We start from the raw sequence: 19,165 nt of genomic DNA, 5'->3' as shown, positions 1-19,165 counted from the left end.
GCCCATGGTCGACAAGAACAAACCCCAGGAAAAGCGCGGCGGCTGGCTGAGCCGTTTCGCGCCCGGCGTCCGCAAGATCGTTTCGCGCCGCGACACCCCCGACAATCTGTGGGTCAAGGATCCCGACACCGGCGAGATGCTGTACCGCTCGGACCTGGAGGCCGCCCTGTGGGTGACGCCGACCGGCCGCCATATGCGGATCGATGCGCCGACGCGGCTGAAGGCCACCTTCGACGGCGGCCAATACGAGCCCATCGAGACGCCGGACGTGCCTGAGGATCCGCTGAAATTCTCGGACGGCAAGTCTTACAAGGACCGGCTGAACGCCGCGCGCAAGGCGGCGGGGCGCAAGGACACCATGGCCATCGGCTGGGGTTCGGTCGGCGGTCAGAAGGCGGTGGTGATCGTTCAGGACTTCACCTTCATGGGCGGGTCGCTGGGCATGGCCGCGGGCGAAGCCTTCATCAAGGCGGCGCGCGAGGCCGTGATGCGTGAGGTTCCGCTGGTCTGTTTCACCGCCGCCGGCGGGGCGCGGATGCAGGAGGGCGCCCTGTCGCTGATGCAGATGGCGCGCACCACCCTGGCCATCGAAGAGCTGAAGTCGGCGAAACTGCCCTATGTGGTGGTGCTGACCGACCCGACCACGGGCGGGGTGACCGCCTCCTATGCCATGCTGGGCGATGTCCATCTGGCCGAGCCGGGCGCCTTGATCGGCTTCGCCGGTCCGCGCGTGATCGAGGCCACCATCCGCGAGAAACTGCCGCCGGGCTTCCAGCGCGCCGAATATCTGCAGGAGAAGGGCATGGTCGATCGGGTCGTGACCCGTGCCGATCTGCCCCAAGTCCTGGGGCGGATCCTGTCCATGCTGATGGGCGGAAACCGCCAGGCGGCCTGACGGCCTTGGACCCCATCTCCGAACGGCTGCGCGCCCGACATCCGCAACGGATCGATCTGTCGCTGGATCGGATGCGCGCCCTGTGCGCGGCCCTGGGCGATCCGCAGCATCGGTTGCCGCCGGTGGTCCATGTGGCGGGGACGAACGGCAAGGGATCGACCGTGGCCCTGATCCGGGCCGTCGCCGAGGCGGCGGGGCTGAAGGTCCATGCCTATACTTCGCCCCATCTGGTGCGGTTCAACGAGCGGATCCGGCTGGCGGGCAAGCTGGTCGAGGACGATCAGCTCAGCGCCATCCTGGATCGTATCGAGGCCGTGTCCGGTGAGGCCACGGTGTTCGAGAGCACCACGGCCGCCGCCTTCCTGGCCATGGCCGAGACCCCGGCCGATCTGGCGGTGATAGAGGTCGGACTGGGCGGGGTGCTGGACGCCACCAATGTGATCGAACGGCCGCTGCTGAGCGTGATCACTCCGGTCGACTATGATCATGCCGAGTTTCTGGGCACGGACCTGGCCGGGATCGCCTCGGAAAAGGCCGGGGTGCTGAAGGCGGGGGCGCCGGCCGTCATCGGGCGCCAGCGCGAGGAGGCGTTCAAGGCCATCGAGCGCCGGGCCGCCGACGTCCATACGCGGCTGACGGTGCTGGGGGTGGATTTCGACGCCTGGGCCGAGCGGGGCGGCATGGCCTTCCAGACGGCGGACCTGTTCATGGACCTGCCGGCGCCCGCCCTGGCGGGGGCGCACCAGATCGACAATGCGGCCGTGGCCATAGCCGCCGCCCTGGAGCTGGACCTGCCGGAAAGCGCGATCGTCGAGGGGCTGAAGGCCGTGCGGTGGCCGGCGCGGCTCCAGCGGATCTCGACCGGACCCCATGGGCAGGCGGCCAAGGCGGCGGAGGCGGAGCTGTGGCTGGACGGGGGGCACAATCCCCATGCCGGACGGGCGCTGGCGGCCTTTCTGGCCGAACGGCAGGCGCGGGCGCCGCGCCCCCTGGCCCTGATCTGCGGCATGCTGGGCAATAAGGACGCCGGCGGTTTCTTTGCGGCCTTGAAGGACAGTCAGGCCACGGTCTTCACTGTCGGCTTCGACGGGGCGGCGGCCGAGCCGGCGGCCCTGGCGGCCGTGGCGCGCGGCCATGGTCTGGCGGCGACCCCGGCAGGCTCGGTCGGCGAGGCCCTGGACCTGGCGCTGCGCCTGGGTGCGGGCCGGGTGGCGATCTGCGGGTCTCTGTATCTGGCGGGCGAGGTGCTGGGCGCCAGCCCGGAGACCTGGCCCGTCTAGCGGGTCATCCAGGGTTTGGACTTGCCCGCCGCGATGCGGGCGGCCTGTTCGCGCTGGAAACGTCCGCCCCGCGGCGGCTTGGGCCGAGCCTCCAGCTTGGCGTTCTTCAGGCGCAGGGCCTTCTGAACCGGGGTTTCGCCGGGGATGTCGTCGGGGAGGTCGGCGGGCGGAGTTTCGTCGCTCATAGGCGGCCTTCTAGCAAAAACGCCCGTCGGTCGGAACCGGCGGGCGTTCGATCCTGTCGGACAGGCGGAAGGATCAGGCGTCGGCCTTGACGCCGGCCTCGGCCAGCCATTCGACGATCTTGCCCTTGGGCATGGCGCCGACCTTCATCGAGGTCATCTGACCGTCCTTGAACAGCATCAAGGTGGGGATGCCCTTCACGCCCAGTTTGGACGGGGTCAGGGGGCTGTCGTCGATGTTGATCTTGGCGACAGTGACCTGGCCGCCCAGTTCGTCGGCGATCTGTTCCAGGGCCGGGCCGATCTGTTTGCAGGGGCCGCACCATTCGGCCCAGAAGTCCACCAGGACGGGGGTGGAGGATTTCAGGACGTCGGCGTCGAAGCTTTCGTCGGTGACTTTGACTGTCGCCATAAATGGCTCCTTGGGCGCTGACGCTCGGCGCTAGGGCCTTGCCGCTCGCGCGCAAATTGGGTTGGCCGGATCCGTCCGGGTTCGGCCGCAGATGTGGGAGCGAATCGCGGGCAATTCAACTCCCGCCGTCGCTCCCTCTCTCCGTCCGTCATCCTCGGGCTCGACCCGTGGATCGGATGTTCCGCCGATCGTGCGAAGACGGCGACGCACAGCCCGATCGACGCCCGGTCCTCGGGTCAAGCCCGAGGATGACGGGGGTTAGGGCGCGAGCGCCGCCTCCAGCATGGCCTGCGGGATCGGCATCAGCTTGGGTCCGTCGGTCCAGACCAGGGCGGCCTCGACCGGGCGGTCGGGATAGAGGCGTTTCAGCACGGCGACATAGACGGCGGCCTGGAGCACATAGGCGGGATCGACCCGGTCCAGGGCGTCCGGGGCGGGGCGGTTGGTCTTGTAGTCGATGACTAGGACCCGCTCGGGCGTGACCACCAGCCGGTCGATGCGGCCGTTGACGGCGACGCCGGACGGCAGGCCGGGGGCGGACCCCGTCAGGGCGACCTCGGCGCGGGAGCCGGGGCCGAAGACGGGGGCGAAGCGGGCGTCGTCCAGCACCGAGAAGGCGGCGGCGATCATCTCGGCGCGCTGGGCCTCGTCCAGATCGGTCTCGCGCGCCAAGAGGCGCCGTGCGGCGTCGGGGCGATCGGCGGGCGCGATCTCGGGCAGGCGCTCCAGCAGCCGGTGGATCAGGTCGCCGCGGCGGAACCGGCCCAAAGACGCGCCGCCGGCCGCGCTGCGGGCCAGCGGCGAGGGAGCGGGGATGCGGACCTGGCCTTCCATCCGCGACGGCGAGGCGAAGCGGGCGGCGGCGTCGGGCGGGGGCGGCACTGCGGCCCAGGCGGGCAGGGCGTCGGCGGAGGCGGTCGCGGCGGCCTGGGTCGGGCGATGTTCGGGATCGACGCCGAAGCGGCGGACGCCGTTCTCCACCTCGCGCACCTGATCCCCCAGCCGGTCGAAGGTCTCCTCGATCACCGACCACCAGCTGCCGGCCTCGGCGCCCCGGCTGGAGGCGCGGCCCATGACGATGACGCGGTCCCGCGCGCGGGTCAGGGCCACATAGAGCAGGCGCAGGGTCTCGTCGTCGGTGCGGGCCTGGCGCGCGGCGCGAGCGTCCGCCGAGGCGGGGCAGTCGTCACGGGCCGAGCCGGGCGCCATCAGCCAGGCTTCGCCTTCGCCCTCGGGCGTGACGGCGGGCATCAGGGACGGCCCCTGGGCCTTCGCCTTCATGGTGGTGTCGGGCAGGATGACGATCGGCGCCTCCAGCCCCTTGGCGCCGTGGACGGTCATGACGCGGACCTCGCCGCGCGCCCCTTCTAGTTCGCGCTTCACCTCGACGTCGGCGGCCTCGAGCTGGGCCAGGCAGGTCTCCAGATCGATCGCGCCGCGGTTCTCGGCCGCCAGCACCTGGTTCAGGGTCTCGTCTATGGCTTCCTCGGCCTCGCGGCCCAGCCGGGCCAGGATGCGGGCGCGGCCGGAGAGCCCCAAGTCGTCCACGCGGTTCAGGGCCTGGGAGAAGAAGGCGAACGGGTCGCCGCCGCGCGCCGCTATGGCGGCCTGGAGCGTGTCGCGCGCGCGGGTCCATTCGGGGCGTTCGTGCGCCCGGTCGCGCAGGTCGCGCCACAGCTGGCCGCCTTTCCGGTTCTCGCGCCCGGCGAGGGCGTAGAGGCCGTCCTCGTCCACGTCGCACAGGGGGCTGCGCAGCACCTCGGCCAGCGACAGGTCGTCGTCGGGGAAGAGGGCGAAGCGGGCCAGCGAGATCAGGTCGTCGAAGACGATATGGCTGGACAGTTTCAGCCGGTCGGCGCCGGCGACGGGCACGCCTTCGGTCTTCAGGGCGCGGATGATTTCTTCAAAGGTGGCGTCACGGCGGCGGACCAGGACGATATAGTCGCCGTAGCCGGCGGGGCGCAGGTCGCGGGTGCGGCTGTCGAAGACGGCCAGGCCGCTCTCGACCTGTCGGCGGATTTCGCGGGCCAGGTCGCGGGCCAGGCGCTTCCGGGCGCTGCCGGCGCTCTCCTGATCGACCGGATCGTCCCAGGCGTCGGTTTCGGGCGCGGGCTCGTCGAGGAACAGGGGCCACAGGTCGACGGCCCCGTGCTGGCCGATGCGGGCGGGGATGTGGCGGGCGATGTCGCCCTGGGGGCCGGTCAGGGCGCGGGTGCGGTCGGGATCGGCGAAGACGGCGTCGACGAAGGCCAGCACCTCCTCGGTCGAACGGTAGGAGGTGTTCAGCTCCGGCCCGGCGAAGGGCTCGCCGGCGCCCTCGGCCAGGGCCAGGAAGTCGGCCCGCTCCTGGCGGAGACGTTCCGGGCGGGCGCCCTGGAAGGAGTAGATCGACTGTTTCTCGTCGCCGACGGCGAAGACGGTGCGGCCCGACGTCTGGCCGGAATAGAACTCCCCGGTGAGGGCGCGGACGATGGCCCACTGGTCGGGGGCGGTGTCCTGGGCCTCGTCGATCAGGACGTGGTCGACCCCGCCGTCCAGCTTGTACAGCACCCAGGCGGCGGCCCCGCTGCGGGTCAGAAGGGCGGCGGCGCGGGCGACCAGGTCGGGGAAGTCCAGGGCGCCGCGCTGGGCCTTGGCGGCCTCGTAGAAGGCGGCGTGGGCGCGGGCCAGGGTCAGGACCTTGATCGTGTCGTCGGCGACCTTGGCCTTCCTCAGGGCTTCGCGCGTGGCGAGGAATTTGGCCTGTAGGTCCAGCAGCCAGCCGACGGCCCCCTGGGGCGCCGACTTGGTGCCCATGCTTTTTCGCGGTTCGCCCGCCTGGGTGCAGAAGACGCCCGCCAGGGCGGCGAAGCCGGCGTGGGGCGGGGCGGCGACGCTCATGGCGTCGGCGATCTTGCGGTCGTTGGTCGAGCCGGTCGCCATGGCCTCGGCCATGCGGTTCCATTCGGCGGGGTCGATCCAGGCGATGAAGTCCCGCTCCAGGTCTTCCAGGCTGCGGCCCGCTTCGGCCCCGGTGAGGGCGTAAGGGTCGGGCGCGGTCCCGGCCTCGGCGCGGTCGATATAGTCCAGCAGATCGGCGCGCCTGGCCTCGATCATCGACAGCAGGGCCTGGAACCTCTGCCAGTCCAGCTCGACCGCGAAATGGCTGTAGGCCCGGCCGATGGGACCGTCCGGGTCGGCGACGGCGGCGCGGGCCAGGTCTTCGCGCGCGGCATGGCTGAGGGCGGCGGCGGCCTGGTCTTCCAACACGGTGAAGCGGGGCGAGACTCCGGCCTCCAGCGGGAAACGACGCAGCAGTTTTTCGCAGAAGGCGTGAAGGGTCTGAATTTTCAGCCCGCCGGGCGTCTCCAGCGCGCGGGCGAACAGTTTGCGGGCGCGGGAAAGCGCCGCGTGATCCATCGTCTGCGGGTCGCCGTCGTCCAGCCGGGCCAGTTCGCGCGACAGGGCCGCGTCGTCCAGCACGGCCCAGCCGCCCAGCTGGTCGAACAGCCGGGCCTGCATCTCGGCGGCGGCGGCCTTGGTGTAGGTGACGCACAGGATGGCGCCGGGATCGACCTGATCCAGCAACAGCCGCGCCACCCGGTTGACCAAGGTGGTGGTCTTGCCCGAGCCGGCGTTGGCGGTGACGAAGACGGTCAGGCGCGGATCGGCGGCGACGATCTGAGGGGAGAGGCTCATTCGCCGTCCTCGCCGTCGCCGATCACCGACCATTCCCAGACGCGGGCCAGATGGTCGTAGTTGCCGCCCTGGTTTTTGATCGAGTGCGGTGCTGTCCACGAAAGATAGGGCATGGACTCGTTGTCGTATTTGGCAACCAACCGCTTCAGTCCGTCCAGCGCCGCCTGGGCCAGGTCGGCCGCCTCGGCGCCCGAGGCGCGGGTGATGACCTCGCCCGCCGTCTTGCGCCCGACCACGCGGACATAGGTCAGTTCGTCGGGCGTGACCGGGCCCTTGGCGCCCTCGAACCCGCCGTCGGCCAGGATGGCGGCGGTCAGGGTCAGTTGCGGGGCGAAGCCGGACTTGACCTGTTTGGCGGACGGCGCGGCCCCGGTCTTGAAGTCCATCACCGCCGCCCCGTCGGACGACAGTTCGATCCGGTCGGCGAAGGCCTTGACGGTGAAGGGGCCGGCGGGGGCGTCGAAGGTCAGGGCACCCTGCTGCTCGACCAGGATGTCGATCCCGCGCGCGCGGCGGCGGCGCTCGAACTCGGTCAGCCAGCGGGCGCAGTTGCGGGCGAGCGGCGCCTCGCGCGCCATGGCCGCATCCTCGAAACCGCGCGCGCCCAGTTCACGCAGCAGATGGTCGTGCAGGATGGTTTCGCAGTCGTCGGGCAGGTCATGGGGCCAGTCCAGCGTCAGCCGTTCGACAGCGGCGTGGACGGCGTTGCCGCGGGCGAGCGCTTCGGCCGAGGCGCCGGGCCGCTCCATCGCCTCCAGCCCCAGCACCCACAGGGCGTAGATGGCGTAGGGGTCGCGCACCCAGCGTTCGATGCGGGTGACATAGAGGCTGCGCGGGCGGCGATGGACCGGCGGGCGCGGCTCGGGCCGTTTGGCGAAGCGCGGCGGGCCGGGCGGCGGCGCGTCCAGAGCGCGGGTCCAGTCCAGGACCGTGCTGGGGCGGGGCAGGTCGACTCCCGCCCCCCGCGTCAGCATCTCCAGCCGCCACAGCCAGCGCGAACGCACGGCGGGCTGGCCGCCGCGCCTTTCGCTGTGGACCAGGATCACCTCCTCGGCGCAGGCGGCCTGGACGAAGTCCTGGGCGGTCTGGCCCAGGCGGCGTTCGGGCGGGGGCAGGCCGAGCGCTTTTCGCATCGGGCGCGACAGGAAGGGGTCGGTGGGCGCGGCCTGGGGCCAGACGCCTTCCTCCAAGCCCGCCAGGATCATTCGGTCGGCGCGCACCAGCCGGGCCTCGATGGCCCCGAGAATCCGCAGAGACGGATGGGTGGCGCCCCCGGTGCGGACCACGGTCTCGCGCACCAGGGACGAGGTCAGCTCGGCCAAGTCGGCCCGGTCGATGCGGCCCAGGGCGGCGCCGCCCTCGATCAGGCCGGACAGGAGGGCGGCGGCGGCCTCGCCGTCGGGACCGGCCCAGGCGTCCTGGCTGGCCAAGGTCTCGATCAGGCGCGTCAGAGCCGAGGCGGCGACGTTCAGATCCGCCTCGGGGGTGAAGACGGCGGTCGCGGTCTCGACGGCGATTTGCAGACGCTCGACCAGGCGCGTCGCGGCCGAAAGGCGGTCGCGCTTCCACTCGGGCGGAGCCTTGCCGCGCCGGTCGGGCTGAACGGCTTCCAGCAGACGGCGGCGCACGGCGGCGAAGTCGCGGGGGCGGGGGCCGCGCAGGGCGTGTTCTTCCAGGGCCGCGACGGCGGCGGCTTGAGGGGCGTCGCCCAGGTCGAACCGGACCAGCGGATGTTTGACGATCGCCAGCAGCAGATGGGGCTGGACCGGATCGGCGATCCAGCGGGCGCACAGATCGACCAGGGCGCCGGCGGGCAGGCGCGACAGGGGGCTGCCTGCCGAGGAATCGGGGATGACGCCCCAGCGTTCCAGCCGGGCGGCGACGCGGCGGCCCAGGGCCTGGTCCGGGGTGACCAGGGCGCAGGTCTTACCGGAGGTTTCCAGCGTCTCGCGCATCATCAGGGCGATGGCCGCGGCGGCCTCCTCCTCGGCGCGGACGGTCAGCAGGGACAGGCCTTGCAGACCTTCGGCTATGGGGTCGCGGGCCTCGCCGCGCGCGGCGGCGGTCGAGCGGAGGTCGCGGATCGCGCGGCGCCAGTCGTCGGTGGCCTCGGCGGGGCGCAGGGCCTCGTTGACCAGGCGCTGGCGGGCCTGGCGGCGGGCGAGAGCGGCGGGGGGCTGGGTCGGGGCGAACCAGGGGCGGACGTCGGCGCGGGCGACCTCGACCCGGTCCAGCAGTCGCTTCATGGCGCTTTGCGGATGCTGTTCGTCCAGCCGGTCCCAGACCGCCGGATCCAGATCGAGATCGAGGCCGGGCAAGACGACGCAGCCCAGGGGCGCTCTGGCCACGGCGCCCAGGACGTCGGCGGCGGCGGGGACAGTGCCGGTCGAACCGGCGGCGATGACGGCCTGGGTCGGGGGCGTGTGGTCCCACAGTTCGGCCAGGCGTCTCAGCAGGGTGGCGCGGCGCCAGGCCGGATCGACCAGGCCCAGTTCGGCGAGGCGTTTGGGCCAGGCCTCGACCGCCAGGCCCAGGAACTCGGCCGAGCGTTCCCAGTGTTCGGCCATTTCGCCATCGACCAGGGTCGCGATCCGTTCGGGGTTCTGGACCTCTTCCAGCTGGCAGGAATCGAGGAAGCCGCCCAGGGCATCGGCCAGATCCAGGGCGCGCATCGGCGTCAGGGTGCCGTCGAACTGTTCGACGATCATCCGCGCCATCTCGAACCGGCGGGTCAGGGCGGGGATGGCGGGCGGCAGGTCGAGGCCGAGGGCGCCGGGGGTGAAGGGGGGCTCGTCCTCCTCCAGATCGCCCAGCGGCCGGACCTGGGGCAGCAGGATGGGGCGGCCCTGCGAGAGTTTCGACAGGGCGCCGGTGAAGGCGCGGGCGGCGCGGCGGTTGGGCAGAAGGAGGGTGGCGTCGGACAGGGTCTCGGGCGGCAGATCGCCCAGCCAGGCCAGGACGCCGGCGGCCAGGTCTTCGAGGAAGGGCCGGTGGGCGGGGACGGCGTAGCAGCGGGGGCCGGCCGCCGTGAAGGGATCGAACGCGCTCACTCCAATCCCGCCAATTTCACCTCGGCCTGATCCCGCGCCTGGGGATCGCCGACGTGCATCCAGTCGCCGTCCAGAACGCAGCCGTAGAGACGGCCCTCGGCGGCGGACTTGCGCCACAGGGGGCTGAGGGAAAAGGGGCCGTCGGGGCCTTGGTCGGCATAGCCGGGGCGGGTGATGTGGACCCCCATATAGGCGAAGGGGGCGGACGGGGCGTCGCCGCGGAAGGTCAGGCGGCCGTCGTCGGCCAGGAAGAAATCGCCGTCGCCCTCGAAGCCGATGGAGCCCTCGCGGCGGGCCAGCAAGAGGGCGGCGTCCATCATGTCCGGGTTCCACAGGCGGATCAGATCGGTCAGGGCGTCGCCTCTGTCGATCCAGACGCTGTCGATATTGGCGACGAAGACGGGGGCGTCGCCCAGCAGGGGGCGGGCCTTCTTCAGCCCGCCGCCGGTCTCCAGCAGTTCGGCCCGTTCGTCGGAGATGAGAATGCGGGGGCCGCGTCCGCGCGCGGCCAGATGGGCTTCCAGCCGGTCTGCGAACCAGTGCACATTGACGACCGCCGTCTCCACTCCGGCGTCGGCCAGACGGTCCAACACATGGTCGATCAGGGCGCGGCCCGCCACCTCGACCAGGGCCTTGGGCCGGTCGTCGGTCAGGGGACGCATCCGGGTGCCCAGGCCGGCGGCGAGCACCATCGCGGTTTTCGGCGGGGTCATGCGCGCACCTCGACAGGGACGTGGCGATCAAACCAGCGGGCGACGGGCGCCAGGGCCGGCTGGTCCAGATTGGCGTTCAGATGCCGCCACATGCGCGGCAGGAACTGGCGGTAGCGGGGCTTGCCGTCCCGCGCGATCAGTCGGGCGAAGACGCCGATGATCCGCGCCTCGTTCAGCGCGGCTAGCCCGGCATAGTCGGCCATGAAGGCGGCGCGGTCCACCTGGGGGCGAAGGGCGAAATAGCGGTCCAGGGCCTCGGCCTCCAGCGCCGGCGACACGTCGCGGCGGGCGTCCTGAAGCAGGGAGTGCAGATCCCAGGACGGGTGGGCGCGCACCGCGTCCTGGAAGTCGATCATGCCGACGCGGGCGGCGCCTTCACGCTCGGGCAGCCAGATCAGGTTCTCGGCGTGATAGTCGCGGTGGGCCATGACCGAGGCCCCGGCGGCGCCCGAGGCGACGATCGGCGCCCAGGCCTCTCGCCATTCCGCCACCGCGGCGGCGTCGAAGGCGACGCGCGCGTCCAGACGGGGCAACCAGTCGACGAACAGGTCGGCCCCGCCCTGGAGCGCCGTCTCGTCATAGGTCAGGAGCGGCCAGTCGCCGCCGGGACCGGTCAGCACCTCAGGCGGGGTCCCGGCCTCGTGCAGGGCGGCCAGGGCCTCGATGGCGGTCAGATAGAGGGGCGTCTCCTCGGCGCCGTCCTCGATGACGCGGGCGAACAGGGCGTCGCCGAAATCCTCCAGCACCGCCAGGCCGTTGGGCGCGTCCAAGGCCGGGATTTCAGGCGCGGACAGACCCAGCGACTTCAGATGGGCGGCGACGGCGGCGAAGGCCTCGATCCGACCGGCCGAAAGGCGGGCGACGGCGTTCCAGCCTGCGGCGTGACGCTGCTCGGGCGTCCAGGCCGGATCGGCGGGCGGGCTCTCGGCGGCGGGCGCCTGGTCCATCAGCATCAGGGTGGGGCCGCCCGGCGGGGTCAGCCGTTCGTAGCGCCGCGTCGAGGCGTCGCCCGGCAGAGGCGCGCGCGCAGCCTCGGCCAGGCCGGCGGCGGCCAGGAAGTCGAGGCGAAGCTGTTCGCGATCAGAGACGGACATGGTCGATCAGGTCTTCCCACCGGCCTACGCCGGAAACGGTCGCAACACGGCCGTCGCCGTGTTCGGAAATCTCAATGACAAGGCGGTCGGGCCCCAAGAACCGGCCCGGATCCTCGCCCAGCCGCTCGGGCCATTCGATGAGGGCGCAGCCCTCGTCCAGGGCCTCGTCCAGGCCGATCTCGAAGGCTTCTTCCGGCCGGGTCAGGCGATAGAGGTCGAAATGGGCGACGGGCAGGTCGGATTCATAGAACTGGACCAGGGTGAAGGTGGGGCTCGGCACCTCCTCGTCCGGCGTGGTCAGGGCGCGGATCAGGCCGCGCGCCAGGGTGGACTTGCCCATGCCCAGCGGCCCGTACAGCAGCAGGCTGTCGCCCGGCGCCAGAAGGGGGGCGATGACTTGGCCCAGACGGGTGGTGGCCTCGGCGTCAGGGAGTTCGACCTTCATGGGAAGACCGCGTCTGGATCGGCGGCCAGGGTGCGTTCGGTGAAATGTTTCAGCGCCACGGTGGCCTTTACGGCGTCCACGTCCAGCCGTTCGGGCGGGATGGGGCGGCCGACCAAGATATCGAAAGGCTTGCCCGCCTTGTTCAGCAGTTCGTGGAACAGGGTCACGTCGCGCAGCTCCTGCGAAACCTTGTCGAACAGGTGGAACAGCCGGCTGTAGGGGCCGGCGACGTGCATGGGCACGACCGGCGCGCCGTATTTCCGCGCCAGGGAGGCGGCGGTCGGCGCCCATTCGGGGTCGGTCAGCAGGCCGTCGGCGCCGACGCGGGCCAGACGGCCGGCGGGGAACATGACCACGCAGCGTTCGGCTTCGAAGGCCGCCTTGGCGGCGTTCAGCGTCGCGCGGGTCTTCTCGCGGGTGCGTTTGTCGTGAACCCATTCGACCGGGATCACCGTCTCGGCGAGCCGGGGCGAGACGCGCAGGGCGTCGGCGTTGGCGAAGAAGACCGCGTCGAGACGGCGCCGTTTTACGGCGTCATAGACCGCGACCCCGTCGGCTATGCCGGTCGGATGGTTGGCGACGACGACGCACCGGCCCGTCGCGGGCAGGCGGTCCAGAGGGGACGCCGTCACCTTCAGCCGAAGCAGGTCCGACACATAGTCCAGGCTCTCGGAGCCCGAGCGGTCACGCACAGCGTCGGCCATCCGCACGGCCGCCTTGTAGTTCAAGATCGAATAGAGCAGCGGGCGCACCGCCGGCCACAGCGGCGAGGCGGTCAGACGGGGCGCACGCTCGGCGATCAGCACATCGACGATGTGGGGCGAGCGGCGGACGGGAAGGGCGGCGGAATTCATGGACGACCGCTTGTCGCCGGTTCGGCGAAAGGGAGCAAGCCTACCAGAGCCGGGCCACGCCGAAGCCGTCGAACAGGGTTTCGTTCGAGACCAGGGTCAGGTCGTTGAGCAGGCCCTGGGCGATCAGCAGCCGGTCGAAAGGGTCGCGGTGATCGCCGGCCATCCGACCGGCCAGGCTGGCTTCGCGCCAGCTCACAGGGAGTTCGGCGAACCCCTCTCGACGCATGACGTCCGCAAACTGCTCGGCCAGGGCGTGGGCGTTCGGCAGCTTGCCGATGCGAAACTTGATCGCGATCTCGATGGCCGACACGCTGCTGACAAAGACGGCGTCAGCGTTCCGGATGGCGTCGTCGGCTGCGCCCGACAGCCGTTCGTCGTCCCAAACCCACCACATCAGGGCGTGGGTATCGAGCAGGAGGTTCAATCTCCCCGGCCCTCCCAGAGGCGGAGTTCCTCTTCGGGCAGCGGATCAAAAAAGCTCTCGTCGAAACGCCCCATGCCCTTCAGCCGACCTCGCCTGCGTTCAGGTTTCGCCGCCTCGAACGGCACGATCCGCACCGCCGGCTTGTCGCCGCGGGCGATCACCACCTCTTCGCCGCGTTCGGCGGCGGCGATCAGTTTGGAGAGATGGGTCTTGGCGTGGTGGACGGTGACGGTGGTCATGTCGCGCTCCTTGGTCCAAGCAGCTTAGCTAACTTCTGAGCTGTCAGCAACTTCCGCCCGGCGAACGAGGGTGCTACGCCTCGCCGCTGCAAGCTTTGCGAGGACTGCTTCATGCGCCACCGTTCCCTCCTGTTCGCCGCCTGCGCGGCCGTCGCCTTCTCGGGCGCCCTGATGAGCGCCGCCCCGGCCCTGGCCCAGGTTCCGCCCGCCCCGGTTCCGGCGCCGGCCGCGACGCCTGACGCCTTCACCTATCAGGACATGATCTCGGCCAACCGGCTGGGCGATCCGCAGGTGTCGCCGGACGGCCGTTACGTCGTCTATTCGGTGACGACGACGGATGTGGAGGCGAACCGCCGCAGCGGCAGCCTGTGGATATTGGACCTGGAAACGCCGGACGCCGCGCCGCGCCGGCTGGCCATTTCGGACCAGGGCGCCAACACCGCCCGCTGGGGCGCCGACGGCAATCTGTATTTCCTGTCGGGCAAGTCGGGGACCAGCCAGGTGTGGCGCGTCGCCTCGCCGACGGCCGCGCCGGTGCAGGTGACCAATCTGCCGCTGGACGTGAACGCCTATCGGATCAGTCCCTCGGGCGACAAGGTGGCGGTGTCTCTGGCCGTCTATCCGGACGCGGCCGACCTGAATGCCTCGGTCGAGATGGGCAAGGCCGTGGCAGAGCGGAAGTCGACCGGCCAGGTCTATGACCGGATGTTCGTGCGCCATTGGGACACGTGGAATGACCACACCCAGAACCACCTGTTCGTCCAGTCGATCGGCCGCAACGGCCAGGCGACCGGCAATCCGGTCTGGGTCACCAAGGGCTTCGACGGCGACACCCCGTCCAAGCCGTTCGGCGACGAAAGCGACTTCGTCTTCACCCCGGCCGGCGACTCCATCGTCTTTTCGGCGCGTCTGGCCGGCAAGAGCGAGCCGTGGAGCACCAATTTCGACCTGTGGAAGACCAACGGCCTGAGCGGGGACGGGACCTTCACCAATCTGACCCAGGACAATCCGGCCTGGGACGCGGGCCCGGTGTTTTCGCCGGACGGCCGCACCCTGGCCTATCGCGCCATGGCGCGTCCGGGTTTTGAGGCCGATCGTTATCAGATCGTGCTGATGGACGTTCAGTCGGGCCAGAAGCGCGAGATCGCCTCGAACTGGGATCGTTCGGCGGACACCTTGCAATGGTCGCGCGACGGCCAGACCCTTTATACGACCGCCGGCGACGTCGGCTCGACCAAGCTGTTCGCGGTGGATACGCGCAACGGGGTGGTGACGCCGGTCACCGGACCCGGCCATGTCTCGGCCTTCCAGCAGACGCCGTCGGGCTTCGTCTTCGCCCAGGACAGTCTGAAGTCGCCCAGCGATCTGTATTTCAAGACCTATCTGGGTCGTGAAACGCCGCGTCGCCTGACCCAGGCCAATCCGGCCCTGGACGCCAAGGCCTTCGGGGAATACGAGCAGTTCAGCTTCCCCGGCTGGAACAATGAGACGGTCCACGGCTATGTCATCAAGCCGGTCGGCTATGTCGAGGGTCGCAAATATCCGGTCGCCTTCCTGATCCATGGCGGCCCCCAGGGCTCGTTCGGCGACAGCTGGTCCTATCGCTGGAATCCCGAAACCTACGCCGGCGCCGGCTATGCGGTGGTGATGATCGATTTCCACGGCTCGACCGGCTACGGCCAGGCCTTCACCGACGCCATCAGCCAGCACTGGGGCGACCGGCCGCTGGAGGACCTTCAGAAGGGCTGGGCGGCGGCTCAAGCGAAGTACGCCTTCCTGGACGGCGCCAACGCCTGCGCCCTGGGGGCCTCCTACGGCGGCTATATGATCAACTGGATCGCGGGGAACTGGTCGAACGCGTTCAAATGCCTGGTCAATCACGACGGGGTCTTCGACACCTTCGGCATGGGCTATTCGACCGAGGAGCTGTGGTTCACCGAGTGGGAATACGGCGGCACGCCGTGGGACAGGCCGGAGGGCTATCAGAAGTTCAACCCGGCCAACCATGTCGAGAACTGGAAGACGCCGATGCTGGTGGTCCAGGGCGACCTGGACTTCCGCATTCCGACGGCTCAGGGCCTGTCCACCTTCACCGCCCTGCAACGCCGCGGCATCGACAGCCGCCTGATCGTCTTCCCGAACGAGAACCACTGGGTGCTGAAGCCGGCCAACAGCCTGCAATGGCACAATGAGGTGTTCGGCTGGCTGAACAAACACCTGGCCCCCGCCCAATAGGGGCGGTGCGCCGGAACGACGCCGGAACGACGAAGGGGCGCAGCCGCAAAGGCCGCGCCCCTTTTTTAAGGCGCGACGGGGTTAGAGGCCGGCGCGGTCCTGGGTCGAGGAGACCAGCCGCTCATACTGCCGCTCGGTCATGCAACGGGGCGCGGCCCAATGTTCACCCGCCCGGCGCGCGGCCATGGCGTCCTCCGCCGTGACGAAGACGGGCGCGGCGCCGAACTCGCGCTGGTAGGCGCGCCGGGTGGCGGCGTCGGTTTCACAGATCATCACCGGCTGGACGGCAGAGCTGCGCGTCTGAGCGCGGTCGAGCTCGGCGCGAACGGCCTGAAGACGGGGCTTATCCTGCGTTTCGGGCTGGGTTTGGGCGTGCGCCAGACCGGGCGCGATCAAGGCGGCGGCGATCAGGGCGGGGGTGATCAAACGGGTCATCGGGCATCCTCCTACGGCCTGAATTAAAGTCAGGACTCGGACCAAATATGCGCGCATTTTCTACAATGTAAAGCTATTGCGAAAAATATGCGGTAAACGGACCAATATCGAGGCGGATGAGGCGGGCCCGAAAGGGGCGGCGGCGCCAAAACCGCCTTGGGGCGTTGTCTCTGCTTCTGGAGGCCGGCCCTTGCCCAAGATGTTGAACTGGAACGCCTTAAGGACGCGGATCGGCGCGGGCGCCGCCTCGGCCAAGGCGCGCGCCGTCCAGGGACGCGACTGGATCAGGCGCAATGATCCCGTCTACGCCGCCGTGCGCCGCCCAGGACCGGCCGAATGGTGGGCCGGCGGCCTGACCCTGTTTCTGATCGCCGTCGTCCTGATCTTTCTGGCCTGTTTCGACTGGAACCGGCTGAGGGGACCGATCGGCCGTTGGGCCTCGGCGGAATATCACCGCGACATCGCCATCGACGGCGATCTGAATGTTCATCTCTTCAGCTGGACCCCCTCGGTCAGGGTCCAGGGACTGAAGATCGGCGGCCCGGACTGGGCGCGCGATCGCGACACGGCCAGAATCGACACGGTCGAGGCCTCGGTGCGGTTGCGGCGGCTGCTGGCGGGCCAGGTCGAAATGCCCCTGCTGCGCTTCACCCGGCCGCAGGTGGTCCTGATCGCCGCCGAAGACGGCCGCAAGAGCTGGGCTTTGAACGCCGACCACGCCGACGACGGCCAAGGCATGAAACTGCCGGTGATTCAGAAGCTGGTCATCACCGACGGGCGTCTGGTGTTCGAAGAGCGGCGGCGCAAGATGACCCTGGATGCGGCCGTCGATGCGCACGAAGGCGCAGACGGCGACGCGGGCTTCCTCCTGCAAGGCGAAGGGACGGTCAACCGGTCGCCTCTGACGCTGCGGATCGAGGGCGGGCCCTTCGTCAATATTCGCCGCGACCGGCCCTATCGCTTCAAGGCCCGGATGGCGGGAGCGGGCTCCAGCCTGACCGCTACGGGCGCCGTCACCCGGCCCTTCGACCTGGGTCGGTTCGACGCGACCCTGACGTTGGAGGGGCGCGATCTGGCGGACCTCTATCTGCTGACCGGCCTGACCCTGCCCAATACGCCCCCCTATCGGCTGAGCGGCGCGCTGAAGCGAAACGAGGCCGTCTGGACCTTCAACGACTTTGACGGCCGAGTGGGGGCCTCGGACCTGTCCGGCGATCTGCGGGTCCAGGGCGGCGGCCGGCTGCGGGTCGAGGCCGAACTGGCGTCGCGTCGTCTGGACATCGACGACCTGGCGGCCGTCCTGGGGGCGCGGACCGTCACCAATGCGCGCGGAACCGAGACGGAGGCGCCGGTGGCGAAGGGCGGAAAACTGCTGCCGGACGCGCCGCTCCAGACAGAACGGCTGCGCCAGATGGACGGCAGCCTGACCTATCGCGCCGCTGCGGTGAAGGCCAATGAGCTGGACGTGCGGGCGGTGAACCTGGGCGCCGAGCTGAAGGACGGGATATTGAACCTCGACCCGATCAGCTTCGACTTCAATCGCGGGGCGCTGAACGGGACGGCGCGGATCGACGCCACCCAGGCGCGACCCTACAGCCGGGTCGACCTGCGGCTGAGCGGCTATCCTCTTGAGTCCATCGTGCCCGCCCGGAACGGCGCGCCGCCGCTGACGGGTCGTGCCCTGGGCCGCGCCCGACTGGAGGGACCGGGCGCCTCGGTCCACCAGTTCGCCGCCTCGTCCAAGGGCACGATCAGCCTGGTCGTGCCGGACGGGCGGATGCGGGCCGCCTTCGCCGAACTGTTGGGCATCAACGCCAGCGCGGGTCTGTTGAAGTTGCTGAGCGGAGATCAGTCGACCGCCCAGATCCGCTGCGCCGTCGCCGATTTCAACGTCAGCGGCGGGACGGCCACCGCCAAGACCCTGGTCATCGACACCGATGTGGTGCTGGCTCAGGGCGGGGGGACGATCGACCTTGGGCAGGAGACGCTGAACCTGCGGATCGACGGCGAGTCCAAGAAGCCGCGTCTGCTGCGGGTCTGGGCGCCCATCACCGTCCAGGGGCCGCTGACGGCGCCCCGCGTCGGGGTGGACGTCGGCGCGGTGGCGAGCCAGGGCGGCTTGGCCGGCCTCCTGGCCACGGTGGCGGCGCCGGTTACGGCCCTGTTCGCCTTCGTCGATCCCGGTCTGGCGGAGGACGCCAACTGCGGCCAGCTGATCGCCGGCGCGCGCTAGGGCCTTCCGGAAAAGAGTCTCGACGGTGTGAGCCGATCCGCCTCGTCGGGCGTATTGAGGTCCATGGATCGGATCAGATGACGCGCCGGGGCCTTTTCGCGCCCGCCCTGGGACTGGTGGCGGCGGCCTGTTCGCCCCTGAGCTCCCCGGCGCTTTCGCCGCTCGGCCTGTTGAACAGCCTGGGGCCGCGGGATGCCGGCGCGCGTCGCGTGGCGCGCGACCTGCCTTACGGCGACGACCCGCGCCAGCGCATGGACCTCTATGCGCCCAAGGCGCCGGGTCCCCATCCGGTCCTGGTCTTCTTCTATGGCGGGGGCTGGGATTCGGGGTCGCGCGACCTGTATGGCTGGGCGGCGCAGGCCCTGGCGGCCCAGGGGTTCGTCGTCGCCCTGCCGGACTATCGTCTGGTTCCGCAGGTGGTCTTTCCCGCCTTCGTTCAGGACGCCGCCGCCGCGACGGCTGCAGCGGCCGAGGCGGCGGCGGACCACGGCGGGGAGCCGCGCCGCCTGGGCGTGCTGGGCCATTCGGCGGGCGCCTATCTGGCGATGATGATCACCCTGGATCGGCGCTATATGGCGGCGGTCGAGCGGCCGGACCTGATCCGGGCCGCGGCCGGTCTGGCGGGACCTTACGACTTTCTGCCCTTCGATGTGGCGGCGTCCCGCAACGCCTTCGGCCGGGCGCCCGATCCGACCCTGACCCAGCCGATCACCTTCGTCCGCCCCGACGCTCCGCCGATCTGGCTGGGCCACGGCACGGCGGACGTCGTGGTCCATGACGAGGACACCCGCCTGCTGCACGCGCGCCAGCGCGCCGTCGGCGGCCGGTCTGAGGCCAAGCTCTATCCCGGCCTGGATCACGCCGATCTGGTGGCGAGCTTCTCGCCCCTGTTTCGCGCCAAGGCCCCGGTTTTGAAGGATGTGACCGGATTCCTGCGACGCGCCTTGGACCGGGACGACGAAACACTTGCTTAAGCACAAAAGCATCTTTTCAACA

General features: G+C 70.3%; 16 protein-coding genes. 5 read left to right on the top strand and 11 right to left on the bottom strand.

All coding sequences use genetic code 11. The features are described from left to right. Positions 1 to 4 precede the first annotated feature (4 nt). Positions 5 to 895, top strand: a complete 891-nt coding sequence (locus JL11_RS01570; RefSeq protein WP_054764136.1) for an acetyl-CoA carboxylase carboxyltransferase subunit beta — start codon at positions 5 to 7, stop codon at positions 893 to 895. A 5-nt stretch (positions 896 to 900) separates the two neighbouring features. Continuing rightward, on the top strand, positions 901 to 2,175 hold the full coding sequence (locus JL11_RS01565; protein WP_054764135.1) for a bifunctional folylpolyglutamate synthase/dihydrofolate synthase: 1,275 nt from the start codon (positions 901 to 903) through the stop codon (positions 2,173 to 2,175). On the opposite strand, the gene JL11_RS01560 is transcribed toward JL11_RS01565, so the two are convergent. The 10 genes from JL11_RS01560 to JL11_RS01515 form a co-directional block, all read right to left on the bottom strand. Then, on the bottom strand, positions 2,172 to 2,360 hold the full coding sequence (locus tag JL11_RS01560) for a hypothetical protein (protein ID WP_054764134.1): 189 nt from the start codon (positions 2,358 to 2,360) through the stop codon (positions 2,172 to 2,174). The two genes, JL11_RS01565 and JL11_RS01560, sit on opposite strands and share 4 nt — an antisense overlap. A 73-nt stretch (positions 2,361 to 2,433) precedes the next feature. Next, positions 2,434 to 2,769, bottom strand: coding sequence for a thioredoxin (trxA, locus tag JL11_RS01555; protein WP_054764133.1), 336 nt, complete (start codon positions 2,767 to 2,769; stop codon positions 2,434 to 2,436). Between the two features lie 258 nt (positions 2,770 to 3,027). Beyond that, the gene (addA, locus tag JL11_RS01550; protein WP_054764132.1) at positions 3,028 to 6,447 is read right to left on the bottom strand and encodes a double-strand break repair helicase AddA; all 3,420 of its coding nucleotides are present in this window, start codon (positions 6,445 to 6,447) and stop codon (positions 3,028 to 3,030) included. Continuing rightward, positions 6,444 to 9,497 (bottom strand): double-strand break repair protein AddB, encoded by a 3,054-nt coding sequence (gene addB, locus JL11_RS01545; RefSeq protein WP_054764131.1) that lies wholly within the window; start codon positions 9,495 to 9,497, stop codon positions 6,444 to 6,446. The genes addA and addB overlap by 4 nt, the downstream gene beginning before the upstream one ends. Next, the gene (murU, locus tag JL11_RS01540) at positions 9,494 to 10,210 is read right to left on the bottom strand and encodes an N-acetylmuramate alpha-1-phosphate uridylyltransferase MurU (protein ID WP_054764130.1); all 717 of its coding nucleotides are present in this window, start codon (positions 10,208 to 10,210) and stop codon (positions 9,494 to 9,496) included. The genes addB and murU overlap by 4 nt, the downstream gene beginning before the upstream one ends. Next, on the bottom strand, positions 10,207 to 11,304 hold the full coding sequence (gene amgK, locus JL11_RS01535; protein ID WP_054764129.1) for an N-acetylmuramate/N-acetylglucosamine kinase AmgK: 1,098 nt from the start codon (positions 11,302 to 11,304) through the stop codon (positions 10,207 to 10,209). The genes murU and amgK overlap by 4 nt, the downstream gene beginning before the upstream one ends. Next, positions 11,291 to 11,749 carry a tRNA (adenosine(37)-N6)-threonylcarbamoyltransferase complex ATPase subunit type 1 TsaE gene (gene tsaE, locus JL11_RS01530; RefSeq protein WP_054764128.1) on the bottom strand — a complete coding sequence of 153 codons (459 nt, stop codon included), beginning with the start codon at positions 11,747 to 11,749 and terminating at the stop codon, positions 11,291 to 11,293. Before tsaE ends, amgK begins: the two co-directional genes overlap by 14 nt. Further along, complete coding sequence (locus JL11_RS01525) at positions 11,746 to 12,603, bottom strand: GNAT family N-acetyltransferase (RefSeq protein WP_054764127.1); 858 nt, start codon at positions 12,601 to 12,603, stop codon at positions 11,746 to 11,748. The genes tsaE and JL11_RS01525 overlap by 4 nt, the downstream gene beginning before the upstream one ends. Before the next feature lie 40 nt (positions 12,604 to 12,643). After that, a complete protein-coding gene (locus JL11_RS01520; RefSeq protein WP_054764126.1) occupies positions 12,644 to 13,027 on the bottom strand; it encodes a type II toxin-antitoxin system VapC family toxin in 384 nt (127 codons plus the stop codon). Beyond that, the gene (locus JL11_RS01515) at positions 13,024 to 13,266 is read right to left on the bottom strand and encodes a type II toxin-antitoxin system Phd/YefM family antitoxin (RefSeq protein WP_054764125.1); all 243 of its coding nucleotides are present in this window, start codon (positions 13,264 to 13,266) and stop codon (positions 13,024 to 13,026) included. The genes JL11_RS01520 and JL11_RS01515 overlap by 4 nt, the downstream gene beginning before the upstream one ends. Before the next feature lie 111 nt (positions 13,267 to 13,377). Between JL11_RS01515 and JL11_RS01510 the strand changes: the two genes are divergently transcribed. Then, positions 13,378 to 15,501, top strand: a complete 2,124-nt coding sequence (locus JL11_RS01510; RefSeq protein ID WP_054764124.1) for a S9 family peptidase — start codon at positions 13,378 to 13,380, stop codon at positions 15,499 to 15,501. Positions 15,502 to 15,582: 81 nt separating this feature from the next. Here JL11_RS01510 and JL11_RS01505 read toward each other — a convergent pair whose 3' ends face one another. Next, on the bottom strand, positions 15,583 to 15,936 hold the full coding sequence (locus JL11_RS01505) for a hypothetical protein (RefSeq protein WP_054764123.1): 354 nt from the start codon (positions 15,934 to 15,936) through the stop codon (positions 15,583 to 15,585). A 199-nt stretch (positions 15,937 to 16,135) separates the two neighbouring features. On the opposite strand from JL11_RS01505, the gene JL11_RS01500 reads away from it, so the two are divergent. Next, positions 16,136 to 18,169, top strand: a complete 2,034-nt coding sequence (locus JL11_RS01500) for an AsmA family protein (protein WP_082382751.1) — start codon at positions 16,136 to 16,138, stop codon at positions 18,167 to 18,169. Between the two features lie 77 nt (positions 18,170 to 18,246). Next, positions 18,247 to 19,143: an alpha/beta hydrolase gene (locus JL11_RS01495; RefSeq protein ID WP_054764122.1), complete on the top strand. Its 897-nt coding sequence runs from the start codon at positions 18,247 to 18,249 to the stop codon at positions 19,141 to 19,143. Positions 19,144 to 19,165: the final 22 nt, after the last annotated feature.

This window comes from Brevundimonas sp. DS20, assembly GCF_001310255.1.
Taxonomy (GTDB): domain Bacteria; phylum Pseudomonadota; class Alphaproteobacteria; order Caulobacterales; family Caulobacteraceae; genus Brevundimonas; species Brevundimonas aurantiaca.
This window is presented reverse-complemented; position numbering and strand designations above follow the sequence as displayed.